15 protein-coding genes are annotated in these 21,997 nt (G+C 30.7%); 14 read left to right on the forward strand and 1 reads right to left on the reverse strand.

Annotated elements, in window-relative coordinates; genetic code table 11:
- Positions 1–93 precede the first annotated feature (93 nt).
- From ABDZ60_RS05430 to ABDZ60_RS05460, 7 genes are all read left to right on the forward strand, one after another.
- Positions 94–4,665 carry a galactose-binding domain-containing protein gene (locus ABDZ60_RS05430; protein ID WP_343776701.1) on the forward strand — a complete coding sequence of 1,524 codons (4,572 nt, stop codon included), beginning with the start codon at positions 94–96 and terminating at the stop codon, positions 4,663–4,665.
- A gap of 196 nt (positions 4,666–4,861) precedes the next feature.
- Positions 4,862–5,791: a conserved phage C-terminal domain-containing protein gene (locus ABDZ60_RS05435; protein ID WP_343776703.1), complete on the forward strand. Its 930-nt coding sequence runs from the start codon at positions 4,862–4,864 to the stop codon at positions 5,789–5,791.
- A gap of 145 nt (positions 5,792–5,936) precedes the next feature.
- Positions 5,937–7,853 (forward strand): BglG family transcription antiterminator, encoded by a 1,917-nt coding sequence (locus tag ABDZ60_RS05440; RefSeq protein WP_343776705.1) that lies wholly within the window; start codon positions 5,937–5,939, stop codon positions 7,851–7,853.
- A 16-nt stretch (positions 7,854–7,869) separates the two neighbouring features.
- On the forward strand, positions 7,870–8,214 hold the full coding sequence (locus ABDZ60_RS05445) for a PTS sugar transporter subunit IIA (protein ID WP_343776707.1): 345 nt from the start codon (positions 7,870–7,872) through the stop codon (positions 8,212–8,214).
- Positions 8,207–8,512, forward strand: a complete 306-nt coding sequence (locus ABDZ60_RS05450; protein ID WP_343776709.1) for a PTS sugar transporter subunit IIB — start codon at positions 8,207–8,209, stop codon at positions 8,510–8,512. Before ABDZ60_RS05445 ends, ABDZ60_RS05450 begins: the two co-directional genes overlap by 8 nt.
- Before the next feature lie 13 nt (positions 8,513–8,525).
- Positions 8,526–9,815 carry a PTS sugar transporter subunit IIC gene (locus ABDZ60_RS05455; protein WP_343776711.1) on the forward strand — a complete coding sequence of 430 codons (1,290 nt, stop codon included), beginning with the start codon at positions 8,526–8,528 and terminating at the stop codon, positions 9,813–9,815.
- Between the two features lie 125 nt (positions 9,816–9,940).
- Positions 9,941–11,389: a glycoside hydrolase family 1 protein gene (locus tag ABDZ60_RS05460; protein WP_343776713.1), complete on the forward strand. Its 1,449-nt coding sequence runs from the start codon at positions 9,941–9,943 to the stop codon at positions 11,387–11,389.
- 272 nt (positions 11,390–11,661) lie between these two features.
- On the opposite strand, the gene ABDZ60_RS05465 is transcribed toward ABDZ60_RS05460, so the two are convergent.
- Positions 11,662–12,207 (reverse strand): TetR/AcrR family transcriptional regulator, encoded by a 546-nt coding sequence (locus tag ABDZ60_RS05465; RefSeq protein WP_343776715.1) that lies wholly within the window; start codon positions 12,205–12,207, stop codon positions 11,662–11,664.
- Between the two features lie 368 nt (positions 12,208–12,575).
- Here ABDZ60_RS05465 and ABDZ60_RS05470 point away from each other — a divergent pair, with 368 nt between their 5' ends.
- The 7 genes from ABDZ60_RS05470 (at position 12,576) to ABDZ60_RS05500 (ending at position 21,971) form a co-directional block, all read left to right on the forward strand.
- Positions 12,576–13,688 (forward strand): cysteine desulfurase family protein, encoded by a 1,113-nt coding sequence (locus ABDZ60_RS05470; RefSeq protein WP_343776717.1) that lies wholly within the window; start codon positions 12,576–12,578, stop codon positions 13,686–13,688.
- Between the two features lie 107 nt (positions 13,689–13,795).
- Positions 13,796–14,128, forward strand: a complete 333-nt coding sequence (locus tag ABDZ60_RS05475) for a CGGC domain-containing protein (RefSeq protein WP_343776719.1) — start codon at positions 13,796–13,798, stop codon at positions 14,126–14,128.
- 447 nt (positions 14,129–14,575) lie between these two features.
- Positions 14,576–15,991, forward strand: a complete 1,416-nt coding sequence (locus tag ABDZ60_RS05480) for a glycoside hydrolase family 1 protein (protein WP_343776721.1) — start codon at positions 14,576–14,578, stop codon at positions 15,989–15,991.
- A 353-nt stretch (positions 15,992–16,344) separates the two neighbouring features.
- Positions 16,345–17,760, forward strand: coding sequence for a PTS transporter subunit EIIC (locus ABDZ60_RS05485; protein ID WP_343776723.1), 1,416 nt, complete (start codon positions 16,345–16,347; stop codon positions 17,758–17,760).
- Between the two features lie 306 nt (positions 17,761–18,066).
- A complete protein-coding gene (locus tag ABDZ60_RS05490; RefSeq protein ID WP_343776725.1) occupies positions 18,067–19,515 on the forward strand; it encodes a M81 family metallopeptidase in 1,449 nt (482 codons plus the stop codon).
- Positions 19,516–19,589: 74 nt separating this feature from the next.
- The gene (locus tag ABDZ60_RS05495) at positions 19,590–20,975 is read left to right on the forward strand and encodes a M24 family metallopeptidase (RefSeq protein ID WP_343776727.1); all 1,386 of its coding nucleotides are present in this window, start codon (positions 19,590–19,592) and stop codon (positions 20,973–20,975) included.
- A gap of 210 nt (positions 20,976–21,185) precedes the next feature.
- Positions 21,186–21,971, forward strand: coding sequence for a MurR/RpiR family transcriptional regulator (locus tag ABDZ60_RS05500; RefSeq protein WP_343776730.1), 786 nt, complete (start codon positions 21,186–21,188; stop codon positions 21,969–21,971).
- Positions 21,972–21,997 lie beyond the last annotated feature (26 nt).

Consider the following 21,997-nt stretch of genomic DNA (forward strand, 5'->3'; position numbering starts at 1 on the left):
ATGGAAAAGGAAATGTAGCTTTAATAAATTTATAAGTAATTAAATGAACTTAAATTTTTAACATAAATAAAATATATAGTTAAGGAGGATAATATGAAAAAAAAGTTCAGATCATTACTATCACTATTTACTTTATTTACTTTCATTTTTTTAAACATACCTATAGCTGTTAAAGTAAAAGCTGAAACAACATCAGAAAAGCAACGTGTAAACTTTGCTTTAGGTGGAAGTGCTACAGCTAGCAACACAGAAGCTGGACAAGAGAATGTATGGGGCCCTGATAAAACAATTGATGGCATTGTTAATCGTGATGCAGCTAAAGCAAATCAATCAAGGTGGGCTACTGATATGGGGACAGTAGAAAGAGTTTTGACAGTAGATTTAAAAGCAGAAAAAACTTTTGATGAATTTAATATTGAATGGGAAAGAGCCAATATTAAAAATTTTAGTATTAAAGTATCAAACAACAATTCTGATTTTACAGAGGTGTATAATAAATCAGATAATACCAATATTACAGATTTAAAAACTAATATAAAATTAAATAATACTGTTAGTGGAAGATATGTAAAGCTATCTATATATGGATATGATGGAGGTGTATTAAATTGGCCATCAGTTTCACTATATGAATTTGAGATTATTGGTGATTTAGTTGAAGAAGATGAAGAAGTTGATCCTACAACAAATATAGCATTAAATAAACCAGCAACTGCATCTAGTATAGAAGCAAGTACTCTTACACCAAATAAAGCTGTTGATGGAGCAAAAGGAAAAAGTAGCCGTTGGGCAAGTGCTGTAAGAAGCAATGAAGAATGGTTAAGAGTAGATTTAGGAAAGAAGAGTCAAATAAAAACAGTAGTAATCGATTGGGAAAGAAGAAATGCAACAAACTATGAAATTCAAATTTCTGATAACGATTCAACTTGGACAACTGTTAAGTCAATTAATTCACATCCTAAATATGTTAATGATAAAATTGTATTAGATAATACAGTTGAAGGAAGATACATTAGATTATTAATTAAGTCACATGCATTAAGTGATCAAGTATCAGGAGGGGTAGAGTGGAATAACGTTTCTGTTGAGGAGTTTTCAGTATATCCTGGAATAATAGAAGATACAATTCAAGATGTTGTAAAAACTATTACAGTACCTACAATAGGTGCAAATGATGAAAAGTTAACCATGCCTACGGTACCAGATGGTTTTGATATTAAATTTGTTGGAGCTGATTATGAGCAAATAATTGGTAGAGACTTAACAATTTATAAGCCTATAGTTAATACTAAGGTTACAGTTACATTTGAAGTTTCAAAAGGAAATGAAAAAGCATTTACAGATTCAATTGAAGTAAATGTTCCAGGTAAATATACATCAGAGCCAGATGCAAATGTAAAGCCTGTAGTAATTCCAGAAATAAGAGAATGGTTAGGTTTAAGTGGAAATTTTGAAGTTAATGATTCTAGTAGAATTGTAATTGACCCAGCATATAAAAATGAATTAAGTAAGATGGCAAATACTTTTGCTGAAGATTATAAAGATATAGTTAATAAAGAAATAAGTGTTGTAGAATCAACTGATTCTAAAGCAGGAGATTTCTATTTCACACTAAATACAGAAGATGAAGGATTAGGAAAAGAAGGACATTTAATGACTATCTCTGATTTTATAAGAATAGAAGCAAAAGATAGCACTGGAGCATTTTGGGCTACTAGAAGTATCTTACAAATATTAAAACAAAATAAAACAATTATTCCTCAAGGTATAGTAAGAGATTACCCTAAATATGAAGTTCGTGGTTTTATGTTAGATGTTGGTAGAAAGCCATTTTCACTAGAATATTTATATGAAACTGCTAAAACAATGTCTTGGTATAAAATGAATGATTTCCAAGTTCATCTAAATGACAATTATATCTTTTTAGAAGATTATTCAAATAGTGGGCAAGATCCAATGAATGCTTATTCAGGATTCCGTCTAGAATCGGACATAAAAGCAGGCGGAAATAATGGCTTAAATAAGGCAGATTTAACAAGTACAGATACATTCTATACTAAAGCAGAATTTAGAAACTTTATTCAAGATTCAAGAGAAATAGGAGTAAATATAGTTCCTGAATTTGATACGCCAGCTCATTCCCTACCATTTACTAAAGTACGTCCTGATTTAAAAATGGGAAATGTAGGTCGTCAAGCAGACCACTTAGATGTTACTAAATCAGGAACATTAGAATTTGTTAAAGGATTATGGGATGAATATCTAGATGGAGAAAACCCAGTATTTGATAGTGAAACAGTTGTAAATATAGGAACAGATGAATATGATGCAAAATATACAGAACAGTTTAGAAAATTTACAGATGATTTATTAGGATATATTCAAGATGAAAAAGATCGTACAGTACGTTTATGGGGAAGTTTAACAGCAAGACCAGGAACTACACCTGTACGCTCAGAAAATGTTCAAATGAATATTTGGAATTCAGGATGGGCAAATCCTAATGAAATGTTTAAGTCTGGATATGATTTAATTAACATGATAGATGGAACTTTATATATTGTTCCAGGAGCAGGTTATTATTATGATTATTTAAACAAGAGTTATTTATATAATAACTGGCAGCCTAATGCTATGGGGGGAACTCCAATACCAGCAGGACATGAACAAATGTTGGGATCTGCTTTTGCTGTTTGGAATGATATGATTGATAAAAAAGACAATGGTATGATTGAGTATGATATATATGATCGTTTCATTGATGCATTACCAGCATATAGCTCTAAGCTATGGGGAGATGGAAAGGATTTAACTTTTAATCAACTTGAAGCTAAAGCAGATGAAATAGGTGAAGCACCAAATACTAATATGACTAATAAAGTTGATACTAAAACTAATGATGTATTAAATTTAGGTTTAGATGATGATAAGGATGCATCAGGAAATGGATATGATATAGTAGCTAAAGCAAATTCATCTATAGAAAAAGTAGATGGAAGAAATGCATTGAAGTTAAATGGAAATGAAAGTTATGCAGAAACAGAATTAAATGATATTGGAATGGGAAGTGTATTACAATTCAAAGTTAAGAAAAATGCTGGTGATAACTCTGAACAAATTTTATTTGAATCAGAAGAAGGTGCAGTAAAGGCTGTTCAAGTAGGAACTGGAAGTGTTGGATTTTCTAGAGATGGCAGAGATTATTCCTTTAATTACAAATTACCAGATAATGAATGGGTTGAATTAGCAATTAAAAATGTTAAAGATCAAACCTCATTATATGTGAATGGTAATTTAGTTCAAACAATTGGAGAAACTGCCAATGGAGCAGGAAAAATTCATGCTACTTTTAATCTACCATTAACTAGAATTGGAAGCCAAACTAAGGCATTTAATGGATATGTTGATGATGTAAGAGTTATAAAGGGAAATGTACAATTATCAACATTAAGTTTAGTTGATGCTATTGCTGAAACAAGTGATTTAGTAAAAGAAGAATATACTGTAGAATCATGGACCGCTTTAGAAAGTAGAATTTTAGAAGCTAAAGCTGTTTTAATAAAATTAAATGCAACTGTAGAAGAAATAGAAAATGCAAAGAATAATATAAATTCAGCTATTGAAGCTTTAGAAGAAGCTGAAACTCCAGTAGAAGTTGACAAAACAATGTTAACAGTGGCTATAGAATATGCTGAAGCTGAAAAAGAAAAAGAAGAATTTGAAAATGTTGTGCCATTAGTAAGGGCAAAATTTGAAGAAGCATTAAGTGAAGCTAAAACTGTTTTAGCAAATGAAAATGCTACACAAGCTCAAGTAGATGTTGCTTCAAATAAATTAATTAATTTAATTCATATGCTAGGCTTTACAAAAGGTGATAAGACTGAACTTATAAAACTTGTTGAAATAATAAATGCTTTAGATGAATGTAAATATACAACTTCAACTTGGTCTGCATTACAAATTGAACTCGAAAAAGCTAATGCCGTAATAGCAGATGAAAATGCAATGGAAGAAGAAGTAGCTAAAACTTATGAAAGCTTAAATAAGGCATTTGTTGATTTAGAATTAACAGCAGATAAAGTTAAGCTTAGAGAATTAGTTGCTGATTTTGAAACTGTAGATTTATCTAAATATACTACAGGAAGCATTAATAAGTTTAATTCAGCACTGGCTAATGCTAAGGATGTTTTAAATAATAATGAAGCTACTCAAGAACAAGTAAATGAAGCTTATAATAGTTTAATTAAAGCCTATCTTGATTTAAGATTAATACCTGATAAAGCTAAGCTTCAAGAATTAATAAATAAAGCTGAAGCAATAGATACATCTAAATATACTACAGAAAGTGTTAAGGTATTTAATCTACACTTAAATGAGGTGAAAGTTATTCTAAATAATGAAGAAGCTACTCAAGAAGAGGTGGATGATGCTGTAGTAGTCTTAGAAAAAGCTATTGATAATCTAAAACTTAAGACAGAACAACCATCACCAAAACCGGAAGAACCAAAAGATACAAATAAGCCACAAACTGGAGAACAAAGCAGCAATTTACCAGAAACAGGCGGAAATAATCCTATGATAGGTATATTAATTGCTTTACTATTATTAGGAGGAGGAGCCTTCTTTATATTTAATAAAAAGAAAGCATCTTCAGATGAAAAATAGTAAGTTCAATAATAAAATATAGACTTATAACTAAAAAATTAAAAATATTTATATTTAACTTACTAAAGGGTGTCCAGTTTGGACACTCTTTTAAATTTCTCTACTTTTAATTTTAAAAATATTTTTCTCAAAAAATAAAACTCAGGGGTATTTATTAATTGAAGTACAAAGTATTTATTTTAGGGGGAAAAGGTTTATGCAATATTCATTTTTAGGATTTTCAGTTTCTATGATTAAAAAGTTAAATTTAGATATAAAGGATGTAGCTATTCTTAGGTACTTTATTGACTTTAAAGATAGTGGGAGAATGAATTGTGAGATTATTGAAGGAGAAAAGTATTACTGGGTTAGCTATCAAAGTTTTGCTAATGAAATGCCTTATTTAGCTTTAGAAAAAAGATCAATTATGGCTAGAATGCTTAAATTAAGAGATTTAGGAATATTAAATCATTATACCAAAAAAGAAGGAGGCACTTTTTCTTACTTTAAATTAGGTGAAAAGTTTTATGAAGACTTTAAAGATGCTGATGATGAGAATATTAAAAATAGTGATAAAAATAATGTCCATGGTGTCCTTAAAAATGATGGCTCTAGCAGTAATTTAGTAGAGGAAAAACGTAATTGTGATGAGGTTCATCATGAAAATGATAATGGGGTATCTACAGAAATGTCCAAGGGTAGTACATTAAAATGTTCAACAAAGACTAATCTATTAAATAACTCATCTACTATAGACACTAATATATATAAATATAAAAGAGAAGTTAATGAAATACTTGAATACCTAAATTCAAAACTTGGAACTATGTATAAAGAAAATAATAAGATTACCATAATGTTAATTAATAATAAGCTTGAAGAAGGCTATAGTGTTGATGACTTTAAAATTGTTGTTGATAAAAAGGTTAAGACTTGGAAAGATACTGAATTTGAGCAGTACTTAAACCCAAAAACTTTATTTGGAGATAAGTTTGAAATTTATTTAAATCAAAATATTATAAAACAAGATAAAAAGAACAAAAGCTATGAAAATTACAGAGAGCCTAAGAAATTAAGATTTAATAATTTTAAAGGTCGTGATTATGATTATGATATCTTAGAGAAAAAGCTTTTAGGATGGGCGTAGTTTTAATTTTTATTATGTAAAGAGAAAAAGGGAATCATATCATTATTAACACTTAAGTTGATAATAATGAATATTTTCTTTACTATATTAGTTAGTTAAAATTGAGTTGTAAGGAGCTCAGAAAAAGTTACGAGGTGGAAAACTTATGAGGACAAAAATTTTATTAGAAATTCTAATGAAAGATAAGAAAATAGTACCAAAATCCTTTTTAACTAAAGAAATGAATCTTTCAGAGAGCTCTATAAGAAAGCTTATTAGAGATTCTAATGATATTGGTCAGAAGAATGGATTTAGAATTGAATTAATAAAAAAGGAGGGATATTATCTTTCAATAACAGATGAAAAGAAATTAAATATATATCTTGATAAGGAAACTAAATCAGAAGCAGATATATATAATTCAAGTCAAAGATTAAAAATGCTATTATTTTATATTTTTCAAACCAAAGGATATTTTACTACTGAACAGCTATCAGAAAGAATGGAAATAAGTAGAGCAACAATCCTAAGAGATTTAAAAAAGATTGAAGAAATAATAAATGAAAATGGATTATTGTTAGAAAAGAAAGCACATTACGGATTAAAAGTTATTGGAGATGAAAGAAATTATAGGAGAGCTTTTTCAGAGTTTGTTTTGAATTCTGATTTATATCTAGAGCCAACTCAAGACTTTTATGAATTTAGTAATTCTTTTAATTTAAAGGAATTAAGAAAACTTCTTACTGAGGATTTATATGAAAAAGATTTAAAGATAAGTGATGTTGCTTTAGAAAACGTATTAAATCACATTAAAATTTTAGTATTCAGAGCTAGAACTAATAATTATGTGTCAAATCATAAAGTAATGGATAAGAAACCAGATAAAGTTTATGACCAAGTGGCTTTAGCAATAGCTGAGTGGATTAAGAAAACATATGGTATAACTTTACCTGAATCAGAAATAAGATTACTAGCTGTACACATATCAGGAAAAGCTACGGCTGGAAATCTCGAAGAAAAGGATAAGCAGAAGTTATTGAATGAAATAGGATATATACTTAAGCAAATAGATGATGAATTTTTAACTAACTTTTGTAATGATGAGGAGCTAAAAGGTGCATTACTTTTGCACATGTTTCCTTTATTAAACAGAATGTATCATAATTTGCAGCTAGAAAATCCACTAATTGATGAGGTATATAGTAAGTATGCCAATATATTTGTTATAGCTTTTAGATTTAGTGAACATATTGAAAAAAGGTATGGTTTTAAACTTACTATAGATGAAGTTGGTTATTTAGCACTTCATTTTGCTACTCACTTTGAGAGGATAAAAAATAAATCTTTAGAACAGTACAAGAGAATTGTAGTTATATGTACTACTGGAGGCGGAAGTGCACAGCTTTTAAGATTAAAATTAGAAGCAATATTTCCTAAGGCAATTGTAGTAACTTCTTCGGTAAATGAACTTGATAAATTTGAAAATGAACCGCCAGATTTATTTCTCACCACAATACCTATTAGTAAAGAGCTTAATAAGATACCAATAATTCATATAAAGCAATTATTAGATGATTCTGAAATAAAACGTATAAAGGAAATAGTATCATTGCCTATTTATAAACAGCCTATATCCAACAGTGTACCAAATATAATAGAGTTGTTTTCAGAGAAATTTTATTATAGAAATAGTACAACAGATTATGAAGAATTATTAAAAATACAATCTAAAGATCTTATTAAAAGTGGATATGCAGTAGAAGGCTTTGATAAATCAGTTTTAGAAAGAGAACGAAAATTTACTACTATTTATAAAAATGGAGTTGCAGGTCCTCATGCTTTAAAACTAGAGGCAGTAAAGGATATTGTAAGTGTTGCAGTATATGATAAATCTTTTGAGTGGCAAGGAAGAGGGGTACAGATTGTTTTTCTAATTAACTTGCAGCAAGGACACCTATTTCTCCATAGAGAGATAAGCCGTTTATTACTGCTTATTATGGAGGATAATCGTCTTCTTGAAAGATTGATAAATGCAAAGGATTTTGATCAATTTAAAATAGAGTTAGAAAGAATAATAAGATAAGGGGAGGACATAAAAATTGCAAAGAGAAGCAGACATAATGGATATTATAGTAAATGGAGGAGATGCTAGAAGTTCATGTCTAAAGGCTGTAAGATGTGCTAGAAATGGACAGATAGAAGAAGCAGATGAATTAATTAAAAGAGCTGAAAAAGCTTTAGAGAAGGCTCACAATGTACAAACATCACTTATTCAAGCTGAAATCCGTGGTGAAAAAAATGAAATAACATTATTAATGGTGCATGCACAAGATCATTTAATGAATGCTATAACTGTAAAAGAGTTATCAATTGAATTAATAGAAGAATGTAAAAAGAGAAGGGAACTAGAAGAAAAATTGAAGGGAATGATAAATAATGACTAAGAAGATATTACTAGCTTGTGCAGGAGGATTTTCTACAAGTATGCTTGTAGAAAAAATGAAAGAAGCAGCTTTAAGTAAAGGACTGGACATAGTTATAGATGCTTGTGGAGAAGGTTCTTTAGAAAACTATCTTCCAGTGGATATTGTTATGCTTGGACCACAAATGGGTCATGCAGAGGATGACGTTAAGAAGAAAGTAGGATCAAGTGTACCTGTAACAGTAATAGATATGATGGATTATGGAATGATGGATGGAGAAAAAGTACTAAATACAGCATTAAAATTAATGGGAGTTTAAGGAGGATACTAAAATGGGAAATACACAAAATTTTCGTGTGAAAATACAAAAAGTTGCAAGTAAAGTTCAAAGTAATAAATATATAAATAGTATATCAAATGGATTAGGTTCAGCAATGGGAGTACTTATTGCAGGTGCTTTATTCTCGTTAGTGGATAGTATAAATATACCTGCATATCAAAACTTCTTAACTAGTACAGGATTAAAAACAGTGACTAGTATTCCAGCATCTGTTACTACGAATTTAATTTCTCTTTATGTTGCATTTGCAGTAACTAATGCATTAGTAAAATCTTTTAAGCAAGATGGTTTCTCAGCAGGATTATTGTCATTAATGAGTTTCTTAGTTGTAACACCAATGATGACTACGGGTGAAGGTAGAGCTGCAATCACAAGTTTACCAGTAACTTGGTTAGGTGCAGCAGGTATTTTTGTAGCAATGCTTATAGGATTAGTTGTTGGTAGAATTTATGTTTTTATAATAGAAAAAGAATTCTACATTAAGATGCCTAAAGGAGTTCCTCCAACTATAGAAAAAGCATTTGCATCTATAGTGCCAGGAATAATAATTACAATTCTAATGTTATGTATAAGAGGAGCATTTGGTGCTACACAATATGGTAACATTCATAAGTTTATATATACTTTAGTTCAAGTTCCTTTAACACATTTAGGTGGTGGATGGATAGCATATTTAATTTGTACTTTTGCAATAAGTATGTTTTGGTTCCTTGGAGTTCATGGGGGAATGGTTGTAAATAGTGTTATGACTGTAATATGGACTACAATGAGAGTAGAAAATTTAACTGCATTCCAAAATGGAGCAGAGTTACCTAATGTAATTGCTGGTGGATCATTTCTTTCAGTATATACAAATTTAGGTGGATCAGGAGCTACAATTGGGCTTGCAATTGCACTAATATTTGCACAATCCAAACGTTATAAAACCTTAGGAAAATTAACAATACTTCCAGGACTTTTAGGAATTAATGAACCTCTAATGTTTGGATTACCAATGGTTCTTAATACAAGATTTTTAATTCCACTAGTAGCAGCCCCTTTACTAAATTCTATATTAGCTATTATAGCAACATATGTTGGAATTATTCCTAAATTACGTGGAATTGGCACTCCTGTTGGCACTCCAATTGGTGTAAGAGGATTTCTTGAAGGCGGATGGCAAGTAGCTGTGTTCCAAATTGTATTAGTTGTTATAAGCTTCTTAATTTACTATCCATTCTTTAAGAAAGCTGACAAGGACGCTTTGGAAGAAGAAGGAAAAGTAGCGGCTGAAGCTATTTAAAGAGTTAAAGTATATAAGGTAGGAAAATAAAGTTTCCTATCTTATATATTTTAAGGAAAGTAACTATATAAATAGTATATAGAAGAAGTTACTGAAGAATATGTGAGAAAAGAGGAGATAATAATATGAATAAAGGATTTCCAAAAAACTTTTTATGGGGTGGAGCTACTGCAGCCAATCAATGTGAAGGAGCGTGGAACATCGATGGAAAAGGTGAAAGTGTTGCAGATCATGTGACAGCTGGTTCAAAGAATCAATTTAGGACATTGACAGAAGAAATTAGACCAAACGTACAATATCCTTCTCATGAGGCAATAGATTTTTATCATCATTATAAAGAAGATATAGCTTTATTTGCTGAAATGGGATTTAAAGCATACAGAATGAGTATTAACTGGACTCGTATATATCCAAATGGAATTGAGGATAAGCCTAATCAAGCTGGACTTGACTATTACAGGAGTGTTTTCGAAGAATGTAAGAAATATAGTATTGAACCAATTGTTACGTTATCTCATTATGAGAGCCCATATTACCTAACAAAGAAGTATGATGGATGGTCTTCTAGAGAAATGATTGATTGCTTTGTTAAATATAGTGAAACTGTATTTAATGAATATAAAGATCTTGTAAAGTATTGGCTAACATTTAATGAAATTAATGGAGGTACACAGTCTTATGGAGCCTTCTTAAGTCTTGCCTTTAATCTTGAAGATGGACAAGTGATTTATGGGTCAAGAAACGAAACCCCTGAAAAAAAATCAAAAAGATTTCAAGCTCTACATAATCAACTTGTAGCCAGTGCTATAGCAGTAAAAAAAGGAAGAGAAATAAATGAGAATTTCAAATTTGGAAATATGATATCTAGTCATATGTGCTATCCTTATACCTGTAGCCCAGAAGATGCCTTTGAAGCTTTACAAAAAAATCAATTAATGCATTATCTTTGCGGAGATGTACAAGTAAGAGGACACTATCCACATTTTGCAAAACGTTATTTTGCAGATAATCAAATAAGTGTTAATATTGGAAAAGAGGATGAGGAGATTCTTACACAAGGAACCGTAGACTTCATAAGTTTTAGTTATTATTCAACAATGACTGCAACTATTGAAAAGAAAGCAGAGTTAAAAGCTGAGAATCTATTTATGGGATTACCAAATCCGTATTTGAAAAAAAGTGAATATGGATGGTCAATTGATCCACTTGGCCTAAGAAACTTTCTTAATGAACTTTATGGAAGATATGAAATACCACTAATGGTTGTTGAGAATGGCTTAGGAACCCCAGATGAATTAGTAAATGGTAAAGTTCACGATGAATATCGTATTGAATATTTAAGAGAACATATTAAAGCCATGAAAGAAGCTGTTAAAGACGGTGTTGACTTAATGGGGTACACTCCTTGGGGATGTATAGATTTAGTAAGTGCATCAACAGGGGAAATGAAAAAACGTTATGGTTTTATTTATGTAGATAAAGATAATGAAGGTAATGGAACTCTAAATAGATATAAAAAGAAGAGTTTTTATTGGTATAAGAAAGTCATTGCTTCAAATGGAGAGGAACTTTAGTTGTTAATAAGATTAGAAAGTTAATATAAATTATATAATAATAAGGGCTGCATTAAAATTTGATGCAGCTCTATTGTTGTTTGCACCTCTTTATGAGAAAATTATAAAAAGATTATCCTGTAAATAACTTTTATAATTCTTCCTTCAGTTTTCAAGTGGACATATGTAAGGTTGAGATGGTTTGGAGCTAAGTGGGGTCAACATATTTAAATGTAAAAAATAAGTTGTATAACAATTTTATTTAATTTATGTAGTATATCTATAAAGATATATTATTCCTCTGTATTGGTGATTCTGCAAACAAGACGTGCGAGTTCTTCGGTACTCATAGATTTATCAGTATCAAACCAGTACACTAGCATGCCAATAAGTCCAGCAGTTACAAAAGCTGAAGCAAATGTCTTCTCCTCTGAATTATGAACTCCAGTTTGAATAAATTTTAAAAAATGATCATTCTGTAAGTATTCCTGACATTTTTTCTGTAAGATACAGGTTTTATTGTTTTGTTTTAGTGATTCAACAAAAAGTGTATTTTCATTAAAAAATTGAAAAAATAATTTGGCTGCCTCACATAAATTATCTATGATTTTAAAATTGCAGCGTTCCAAATAGTCTAAGAATAATATATCCATGTAGTACTCCAACACATCTTCCTTTGAATCAAATAGCTGGTAAAATGTTTGTCGTGCTAATTCGCTGTTTTCCATAATTTCTTTTATTGTGATTTGTTCGAATGATTTCTTTAGCATCAAAGAAATCAGAGATTGTGCAATCCATTCCTGAGAACGCTTTGCAGAGGGATTATTTCCTTTATACATGACAAGATCCTCCTATATGTCATACTTGTTTCGGTATGATTGACACCTATTTTATTTAATAATATAATAATAGCCAAGAGTGTGACACATGTCAATAATATGACATGTGTCGTAGTTATATAAAGGGTTTAAGAGAGTGGTATATTTCCTTTGGAAGTTCTTTCAAAAAATCTGTTAGACGTATATGTTATTGACATACAAGTATTTATGGGATTAGTAGCATTATCCCTATCAGGATTTTTCTTAAATTAAAAAGTACTGAGAGGCTAAATAAATAATTTAGCTAGCTATTATCTATAAACTGTATTTATGTTGGAAATATACTTATCACTGACTGATTAATATTATTTGTGTAAGGAGGAAAATTTATGATTTATCTGGACTATAATGCAACAACGCCTATTGATAAAAATGTATATCATGCTATGATTCCACATTTTAAGGTAGAATTTGGAAATCCATCCAACAGTTATGAGCTAGGACAGTCTGCAAAGCGTGCAGTTGAGAGAGCGAGAACTCAGGTATCAGAACTGATTGGTGCAAAAAACAGTGAGATTTTATTCACAAGCTGTGGCAGTGAGTCTAATAATGCTGTAATCAAGGGAGTTGCTTACACCTATAGGAATAAGGGCAAACATATTATTACTTCATGTATTGAACATCCTTCAATAATGGAACCACTTTCGTTTTTAAAGAAAAACGGTTATGAAGTTACCTATCTTCCAGTAAACCAACAAGGAGCTGTTAGTACAGAAGATTTAAAAAGTGCTATTCGTGAGGATACTATTTTGGTTAGCATTATGCATTCTAATAATGAGGTTGGTACATTACAGCCAATTAGAGAATTAGGAGAAATTTGTAGGGAGCGAGGTATTTTGTTTCACACAGATGCATCACAGTCAATTGGAAAAGTTGATATTGATGTTTCTAAAGTGCAAGTGGATTTTATGACTATTGCTGGTCATAAGCTATATGCTCCAAAAGGAATCGGAGCTTTGTTTATTCGTGATGGACTTGAAATTGAATCATTTATTCATGGTGCAAGTCAAGAGAATAGCAGACGTGCTGGTACAGAAAATGTACCTTATATAGTGGCTCTGGGAGAGGCTGCAGTGCAGGCAAGGAAACATTTGAATCAAAATGATTTGATTCAAATAAGAGATTATTTTTACAACAAACTAAAGGAGGTATTCGGTGTTAGTATTCATCTCAATGGTGATGAAGTCAATCGATTGCCAAATACTCTTAACATTAGTTTTGTGGGAAAAAGTGGCGGTGAAATATTGGCAGCACTCCCTGAAATATGTGCTTCAACTGGCTCTGCATGTCATTCAGGATCGAAAATCATATCTCCAGTTTTAAAGGCGATGGGTATTGAAGGAGCAATTGCATTAGGAGCTATACGTTTTAGTGTAGGTAGATATACCACGAAACAAGAGATAGATAATACAATTAAATTATTGAAAGAATATTTTCAGTAAAGGCGAGAGAAAATTAGAATTTTCTCAATATATGAAGGGGTATCGCTTAACAATGTTGTTAGATTATAGCTCTGAGTAGCGTTAATATGAGCTAAAAGGAGGGAAAAATGAAAGTAGGTATTATTAGATGTATGCAGACAGAGGATTATTGTCCAGGAACTAATGATTTCAGAGTTATACGTGAAAGAAAAGGTGTTTTTGAAGGTATTGATGAGGAGATTGAAATAATTGGATTTATAAATTGTGGTGGATGTCCTGGTAAAAAATCTGTACTTAGAGCAAGGGAATTAGTAAAAAGAGGAGCTGATACAATAGCATTTGCTTCTTGTATTCAAAGGGGGAATCCCATTGGATATCCTTGTCCTTTTGCTAAGAGAATGAAGGATATAATTTCTAATGATTTGGGCGATCAAATTAAAATATTGGATTATACTCATTAAACCTTATATGTAATATATTCATTGGATATATAAAAATCATTTTCTATTTACGATGATATTTATTGCTTTAATAGCATATTAAAAGGCGCTGTTACGATAGGTTCTTTTCTCATAGGCATATCACTCGTATTTATTATGATGACATATGGAGGACTTCTATTGTTAATATTATTGATGGGTTACTAATTTCCATTGATGCTATTTTTTTAGCATTGGTATATGAACCTCTGAGGTCCAGAAAACTGTAAACAGAAAAGGTATTAAGACTAGAAGATTTGAAATTATAAGCTTTAGTCTTAATACCTTTTTTATATGCGAAATACTTTTTCTGTATACGAACAAGAATTAAATTAAATCGTTCTCATTTTGAACCACAAGGATTTTTTTTAGTTGTTATAATGAAAATATAAACGAGGTCATACATTAATGCTTAAGGAGGAGATACAAGTGAAATATACAAATAATAAAGAGTTTTTATGGGGATCAGCAACAGCTGCTTATCAATGTGAGGGAGGCTGGAATGAAGATGGGAAAGGTTTAAATGAATGGGATATTTTCAATCATGAAAGTCCACTGAATATTCATAATGAAGATGGTGATGTTGCTAGTGATTTTTATCATAAATACAAAGAAGATATAGATTTAATGGCAGAAGGAAATCAAAATACTTATAGATTCTCCATTTCATGGGCAAGGATAATTCCACAAGGAGTTGGAGAAGTAAATCCAAAGGGAATTGAATTTTACAATAATGTTATCGATTATTGCTTAGAGAAGGGAGTTACCCCTAATATAACATTATTCCACTATGATCTTCCAAATGAAATGGCTAAGATTGGTGGATGGGAAAATAGAGACGTTACAGATGCATTTAATGAATATGCAAAGGTGTGTTTTAAGAATTTTGGAGATAGAGTTAAAATTTGGTGCACAATTAACGAGCCAAGATATTATGCTTACTGTAGTTATGTAGTAGGAAACTATCCACCAAACTACAGAGCAGATTTTAATCGTTTTTGGAGAGTTCTTTATAACTTAATGTTGGGAGGTGCTAAGGCAGTTAATAGCTACAAGGAATTAGGAATGGACGGAATAATAGGTGTGGTTCATGATAATGGAAACGTAGAACTAGACCCTAAAACAAAAGAAAAGGAATTAGTAAGATTAAGAGCAGATATTTTCTACAACAGAATGGTTTTAGATACTGCAGTATTAGGTAAGTTACCTGCTGAGTTGGAAAAGGTTTTAGCAGATAACAGAGTTGATGAATCTTTTATTCACAAGGAAGATGTTGAGCACTTTGAAAAAGGAAAAATAGATTATATTGGTTTAAATCTTTATAACCGTCAATATGTAACAGATTATTCAGAAGGAGAAACAGAAGTTTTCCACAATAATAAGGGGACAGGCTCAAAAGCTAAAGAAGGAATTCGTATAAAAGATATGTTCGAAAGCTCTTTTGATCCTAATGTTAGACGTAATCTTTGGGGAAGAGAAGTTTATCCAAAATGTATGTATAATGCTCTTATGGAAATTAAGAAAAAGTATGGAGATATATTAATTTATATCACAGAAAATGGACATGGACAATATGAAACACCAGACGATAATGGCTATGTAAAAGATACTGAAAGAATAGAACTATGTGAGGAATTTATTAATTATATGCTTAAAGCAAGAGAAGAAGGAGTTAACGTACAAGGCTATTATATGTGGTCTACTATGGATCTTTATAGCTGGATTAACGGTTACGGAAAAAGATATGGACTTGTTAGAGTTGATTTTGAAAATGACAATAAACGTATTCCAAAAGAAAGCTACTATTGGTACAAGAACCTTATAGAAAATAAAAAGAATATTTAATAAAAAGGTACTTATAAAAATTTAGGTAACAGGGAACAGGTAACAAGTACTAAGCATTCAATGCTTGCCATTTAAAACTCGGAATTTAATTGATAAAAGGTAGATTGTATTAAAAAACAAATTAAGCTTTTGCTTATATATTTATTCATTATTTCGCTTTAAAAAATCTAACATCTGTTTCCTGTTCCTTGATACCAGTTACTTTATCCCAAAAACTGTGAACTGTGAATTAAATAAAATTGCTTAGTAAAATAAAACTATTTAGCCAATGACACTGACATGATTAAAAAATTTTTCTATGAGAATGCAATGATAAATTTTAATAAAGAATATATATAATGGAGGAAAATAAAATGAAATATATTGAGATGTCAAAAAAAGTATTAGAACATGTTGGCGGTATCGAAAACTTAAATCATGTTGAACATTGCGCAACGAGACTACGTTTACACTACAATAATAAGAAACTTGTAAATGAAGAAGCATTAAAAGGGATTGAAAATATTGTAGGTATTGTAAGCAAAGCTGGACAAATTCAGGTTATTATTGGACCAAATGTTAATGAAGCATATAATGACTTCTTGGATGTATCAGGATGGAAAGAAGGAAGTAATAAAGAGGCAGTTTCAGTAGAAGAACCAGAGGAAAAGAAATTCATGTATTATATGAATAAGTTTGGTAATTTCATGGCTGCAGTATTTATGCCAATAGTTCCAGCATTAATTACAGGAGGAATGATTCTTTCAATTAGGAATTTATTAATTAATTACTTTGGAGTTGGTATGGATTCTGGTACTGCAGTGGTTATGGGTGCGATTTTTAGTGCTGCATTTACTTTCTTACCAGTGTATATAGGATATACAATGGCAAAACGTTTAAAGATGGAACCAATTATGGGAGCTTTCTTAGGAGGGCTATTGGTTAGTTCAAATATTAGTGGTGTAGAAGGCTTAAGTTTCTTAGGAGTTAATATTCCAATGGTAGAATATACAGGAAGTGTATTACCAATTATGCTTGGTATTGGATTAATGTATTTTGTGGATAAGTTCTTACAAAAATATATCCCTGAAACAGTAAAATATTTCTTAAAGCCATTATGTACAATGATAATTGTGGTTCCTATAACACTAATAGTTTTAGGACCTATAGGAACAGTATTAAGCACATATGTAGGTATGGGAATTACAGCTTTAATGAACGCAATTGGTGGAGTTGCTATGCCAATATTCGCTGCAGTTTACCCTTATATGGTTATGTTAGGACTAGATAAAGCTATTATGCCAATTGGATTTAACAGCGTTGCAACAATTGGATATGATCCAGTTGTTATGGTTATGGGATTCATATCTAACTTATGTATTGGTGGAAGTGCATTAGCGGTAGCTACAACAATTAAAAATGACAAAAGTAAGAAAGGTATGATTGCTTCCTTTGGAGTGACTGCACTTTGTGGAGTTACAGAGCCTGCATTTTATGGATCATTAATCATGAGACCAAGAGTATTAATTGGTACTGCAATTGGAGCTGTAAGTGCTGGTTTAGCCGCTGGTATCTTTGGATTAAAGAGTTTTGTTATGGGAGGATGCCCAGGTTTATTAACAGCCTTATTCTTTATTGATAATGATGGTGGTATGGGAAATTTAATTTTAGCTATAATTGTAGCAATCATTGCAATCGTCGTATCTTTTATTGCAAGTAAGTTTATTCTTTCAAAAACAGAATCAAATAAGATTATTGTCTCAAAAACAGAATCAAAAGAAGCAAAATAAATTAATTTGTAAATAAGATTACCTTATTATAGAAGAATATTATAAAAATGGGGCTGTCGCATAGACAGCCTAATTAAGAATTGATAATTAAAAATGGATAATTATTGATGTAATTTGTTCCAAATTACTGAAAATAATTTAGTTTTGAAAACTCCTAAGGGAGTTTTTTCATTAACTTTTCATTTTGTATTCTTAATTTTTAATTGTGTGACAGCTCCATTAATTAGTGAAAGATACATCAGAAATATAAAACATGATAAAAAGTTTATCTAAATAATTCTAACAGTATTTAAGAGGTGAGATGTAATGAAAGTATTGATTGCAAAATTTATTATTGAATCTAATGCAAATATTCCCTATAAAAGTAAATTAGAAAATTTTAATCTTTTATTTGGAGAAGATTGCATTAGGGAGATGAAATGTAAAGATGTGTTTGAGAAAGAAGGAATAGAAATCATCCCTTCAATTTATGCAGATGCGTCAGCTGGCGGTGTTTTAGAAAAAACTGCATTTGAGTATATTGAAAATAGAATCTTGGAAGATGTTAAAAAACATATTCATGAAATTGATGGAATTCTCTTACACTTACATGGAGCAAGTGAAATAGAAGATCTGGAGGGAGGATCAGGCGATCATCACATTATGAAGATGATTAGGAAATTAGTTGGACCTTACTTACCAATTGCAGTGGTTTGTGACCCTCATGGCAACTTATCTAAAGAATATGTAGAGAGTACAACATTGATTCGTAGTTATCGTAATTCTCCGCATACAGATATTAAAGAAACTATTGAGTTTATTTGTGAAAAATTGATTTCACTGTTGAAGAATCGTGAAAACATTATTCCAGTGTATCGTAAATTACCTATAATCTTAGGTGGAGAGCAGAGCGTTTCTGATGATGAACCAGTAAAATCTATTAATAAATATCTAGATGAATTAGAAGAAAATCCAAGAATATTAAGCTGCTCTTGGCATGTAGGATATATTCGTCATGATGCTGATGTAGCAGGATGCGGAATTGTTGTCATCCCAGCAACAGGAGAGGACCAGGAATATGCAAATGAAATTGCAGATAAATTAGCTAAGTATATATGGGATAGGCGTCATGAATTTCATTATACTGGGTTAACTGCACAGCCAGAAGAAGCAATGAAAATGGCAATAGAATTTGAAGGCAAGCCTGTATTCATTACTGATTCTGGAGATAATGTAACATCTGGAGCTGTAGGATGTAATACATTTATATTACGTCAGGTATTAGCACTTGATAATACAAATAACAAGAGGTTTTTGTTTGCAAGTATAAATGATGCAGAAACATTAGCTAGGTTGGATCTATGTGGAGAAGGAGAGGAAACAAGAATTTCTTTAGGGATGAATTTGGATGAGCTATCTGAAAAGGTAGATTTAGACATTGTAGTGAAAGCTAAAGGATATTTAGCTGGTTACTCTTATACAACAGAGGGCAACTTTGGAAAATGTGTTATTATTAGTGTTAAAGATAAACCAATTGATATTATCATTTCAGGAAGTAATCATCCTTTTGTAGAAATACATCAGTTTAATGCTGCTGGGGTTAACTATAAAGACTATGATATCATCATTGTCAAACAAGGATATATTTTCCCGGAATTAAAAGCAGAAGGAAAGTTAAGCATTATGTCATTAACTCAAGGAGCAACGTTGCAGGATACAGCAAAACTGCCATTTAAACGAATTATGCGTCCAATGTTCCCTATTGATAATATGTAGTCTATATATAAAAGAATTAAAATCAATCAGTGTACAAGCAAATACACGAGATATATAAGAAAGGATAATATAAAATGATACAATTAAAAGAAATAAAGATACCAGAATTAGAACAAAATCTTGTACCCGTAGTATTAAGTGATGAAGCAATGAAGGAAAGGAAAGAAAAACTTTTAGCAAAGATGAAGAATAATGGCTATGAAGCAATTGTTATTTATGCTGATTTAGAGCATGGAGGCAATTTTGAATACTTATGTGGCTTTGTGCCTCGCTTTGAAGAAGGGTTATTAGTAATTCATTCTTGTGGCAAAGCTTATATGGTACTAGGAAATGAAAATTTGAATAAAGCATCAAAATCAAGAATTGAAGTGACAGCTGTTCATATGCCTCATTTTTCATTGCCAAACCAGCCAATGAAAACAGATAAAAGCGTAGCTGAAATTTTAGCACAGTGTAAGTTAGATAAAGCAAAAAATATTGGCTTAGTAGGATGGAAGAACTTTACCAGTAAATTTGATAATAATGCTGAATTATATGATATTCCTTACTTTGTAGTAGAAGCAATAAAGAGTATCTGCAAGGGATCAAAAATTTCTAATGCTACAAACTTATTCATTGGAGAAAATGGTGTACGTACCACAAACAATGCCAATGAATTTGCACACTATGAATTTGGAGCTGCACTTGCAGGAAACTGCATATTAGAAACCATGGAAGAATTTGATGAAGGAAAAACAGAAATGCAAGTTGCAGAAAAATTAGCTGCATTTGGACAACCCCATAATGTTGTAACAATTATGGCAACAGGAGAACGTTTTGAAAAAGCCAACATATATCCAAGCAATAAAGTAATAAAAAAAGGAGATCGTATCTCTATTACCACAGGATTTAAGGGGGGATTACAAAGCAGGGGAGGATATGCAGTATCCTGCGAAGATGAATTACCAGAAGATGAAAAAGACTACTTGGAAAAAGTTGCAGTTCCTTATTTCAATGCTGTGAAGACTTGGTTAGAAACAATTCACATTGGCATGAGTGGAAAAGAATTATATGATAAGATTGAAGAAGTGCTTCCTAAAGCACAGTATGGATGGTCATTAAATCCAGGGCACCTATGTGCCGATGAAGAATGGCTTGCTTCCCCAGTGTATCCAGACTCTATAGAAGTATTAAAGAGTGGGATGTTGTTCCAAATTGATATCATTCCATCCGTATCAGGATATGGAGGAATTAGTTGTGAAAGTGGAGTCATGTTGGCTGATGAGATATTACGAGAAGCAATAAAAAAGGAATATCCAGAAATATGGAATAGAATCCAGAAACGCAGAGCTTACATCAAGGAAGAACTAGGAATTAATATTTCAGAAGAAATTATTCCAACAAGTAGTGCAACTGCTTACTGCCGCCCATTCTTATTGAATAAGAATAGGGCATTAACAGCAAAATTTAAAGTTGAATAAAAAAAGTTAACGGATTTTTTCTACAAAGCGCTCTATTAGATTAAGTCTAAGAGTGATGATAAGATTTTAATTAATTCCACAACCCAATAAAACTTTTAAAAGCTGGAAGCTAGTTAATATCTAGTTTCCAGCTTTAAGTTATGATAAAATTAATAAAAACATATTATAAAATATTTACACTATTAAAAGATTCATATAGGGGTGGATAATATGGAAATTAATAATTTAGGGCTGTTAAATTCTTTATCATCAATAATAAATTCAGAAAAGTTAGATAACATTGATTACGTATTAGCAAATTATATTTTAAGAAACTTATATAGAATTTCTAATATAAGTATTTTAGAAATTACAGAGGAATGCTTTACATCTAGGTCTGCAGTTAGAAGATTTTGCCTTAGACTAGGGTATGATAATTTTAGTGAGCTAAAAAACTCTGTAACTAAATTAGTATTTCCCAGTAACTTAAGATATAGAGACATTAAAGGATATATGAGCTATAAAAACCATATAAAAAATCTTATTAAGGATATGATTATAGATATAGATGAACAATTAGATTCTGAAAAAATAAACTATTTATGTGAATTGATTCATAAAGATGTTAATGTAGTATTTTTATGTGCAAATAATACTAGTGGAGATATAATGAGATTTCAACAAGAGTTAATGTTTGCATCTAAAATTGTCCATGTTGTTTCAACATCCTTTACTAAAAGTGATATTTTAAAATCTCTTAAGGAAGAAGATATAATAATTAATGTATCAGCATCTGGAAAATTTGCAGAATTATCATTAGAGTTTGTTAAAAGTTTAAAGGGACATAAATTTTTAATAACAGCAAATAAGGATGAAAAAATAAGAGATACTTATGAACATGTCTTTTATATAAGTAAACATAGTATTTCAAATGATTATCTTAGTATTTATGGGAAATATGGTATTACATATATCCTTGATTCTCTATCTATGCAATATCTATTTTTATATTCTTAGTCTATTAATAAAATAGGCTAAGAAAA

The sequence above is a fragment of the Clostridium sartagoforme genome (assembly GCF_039521405.1).
Taxonomy (GTDB): Bacteria; Bacillota; Clostridia; order Clostridiales; family Clostridiaceae; genus Clostridium; species Clostridium sartagoforme.

Coding starts and splice junctions, on each gene's coding strand:
- ABDZ60_RS05435 (WP_343776703.1), top strand. CDS start 4,862: ATGCAATATTCATTTTTAGGATTTTCAGTTTCTATGATTAAAAAGTTA.
- ABDZ60_RS05455 (WP_343776711.1), top strand. CDS start 8,526: ATGGGAAATACACAAAATTTTCGTGTGAAAATACAAAAAGTTGCAAGT.
- ABDZ60_RS05465 (WP_343776715.1), bottom strand. CDS start 12,207: ATGTATAAAGGAAATAATCCCTCTGCAAAGCGTTCTCAGGAATGGATT.
- ABDZ60_RS05430 (WP_343776701.1), top strand. CDS start 94: ATGAAAAAAAAGTTCAGATCATTACTATCACTATTTACTTTATTTACT.
- ABDZ60_RS05495 (WP_343776727.1), top strand. CDS start 19,590: ATGATACAATTAAAAGAAATAAAGATACCAGAATTAGAACAAAATCTT.
- ABDZ60_RS05460 (WP_343776713.1), top strand. CDS start 9,941: ATGAATAAAGGATTTCCAAAAAACTTTTTATGGGGTGGAGCTACTGCA.
- ABDZ60_RS05440 (WP_343776705.1), top strand. CDS start 5,937: ATGAGGACAAAAATTTTATTAGAAATTCTAATGAAAGATAAGAAAATA.
- ABDZ60_RS05450 (WP_343776709.1), top strand. CDS start 8,207: ATGACTAAGAAGATATTACTAGCTTGTGCAGGAGGATTTTCTACAAGT.
- ABDZ60_RS05485 (WP_343776723.1), top strand. CDS start 16,345: ATGAAATATATTGAGATGTCAAAAAAAGTATTAGAACATGTTGGCGGT.
- ABDZ60_RS05475 (WP_343776719.1), top strand. CDS start 13,796: ATGAAAGTAGGTATTATTAGATGTATGCAGACAGAGGATTATTGTCCA.
- ABDZ60_RS05490 (WP_343776725.1), top strand. CDS start 18,067: ATGAAAGTATTGATTGCAAAATTTATTATTGAATCTAATGCAAATATT.
- ABDZ60_RS05500 (WP_343776730.1), top strand. CDS start 21,186: ATGGAAATTAATAATTTAGGGCTGTTAAATTCTTTATCATCAATAATA.
- ABDZ60_RS05470 (WP_343776717.1), top strand. CDS start 12,576: ATGATTTATCTGGACTATAATGCAACAACGCCTATTGATAAAAATGTA.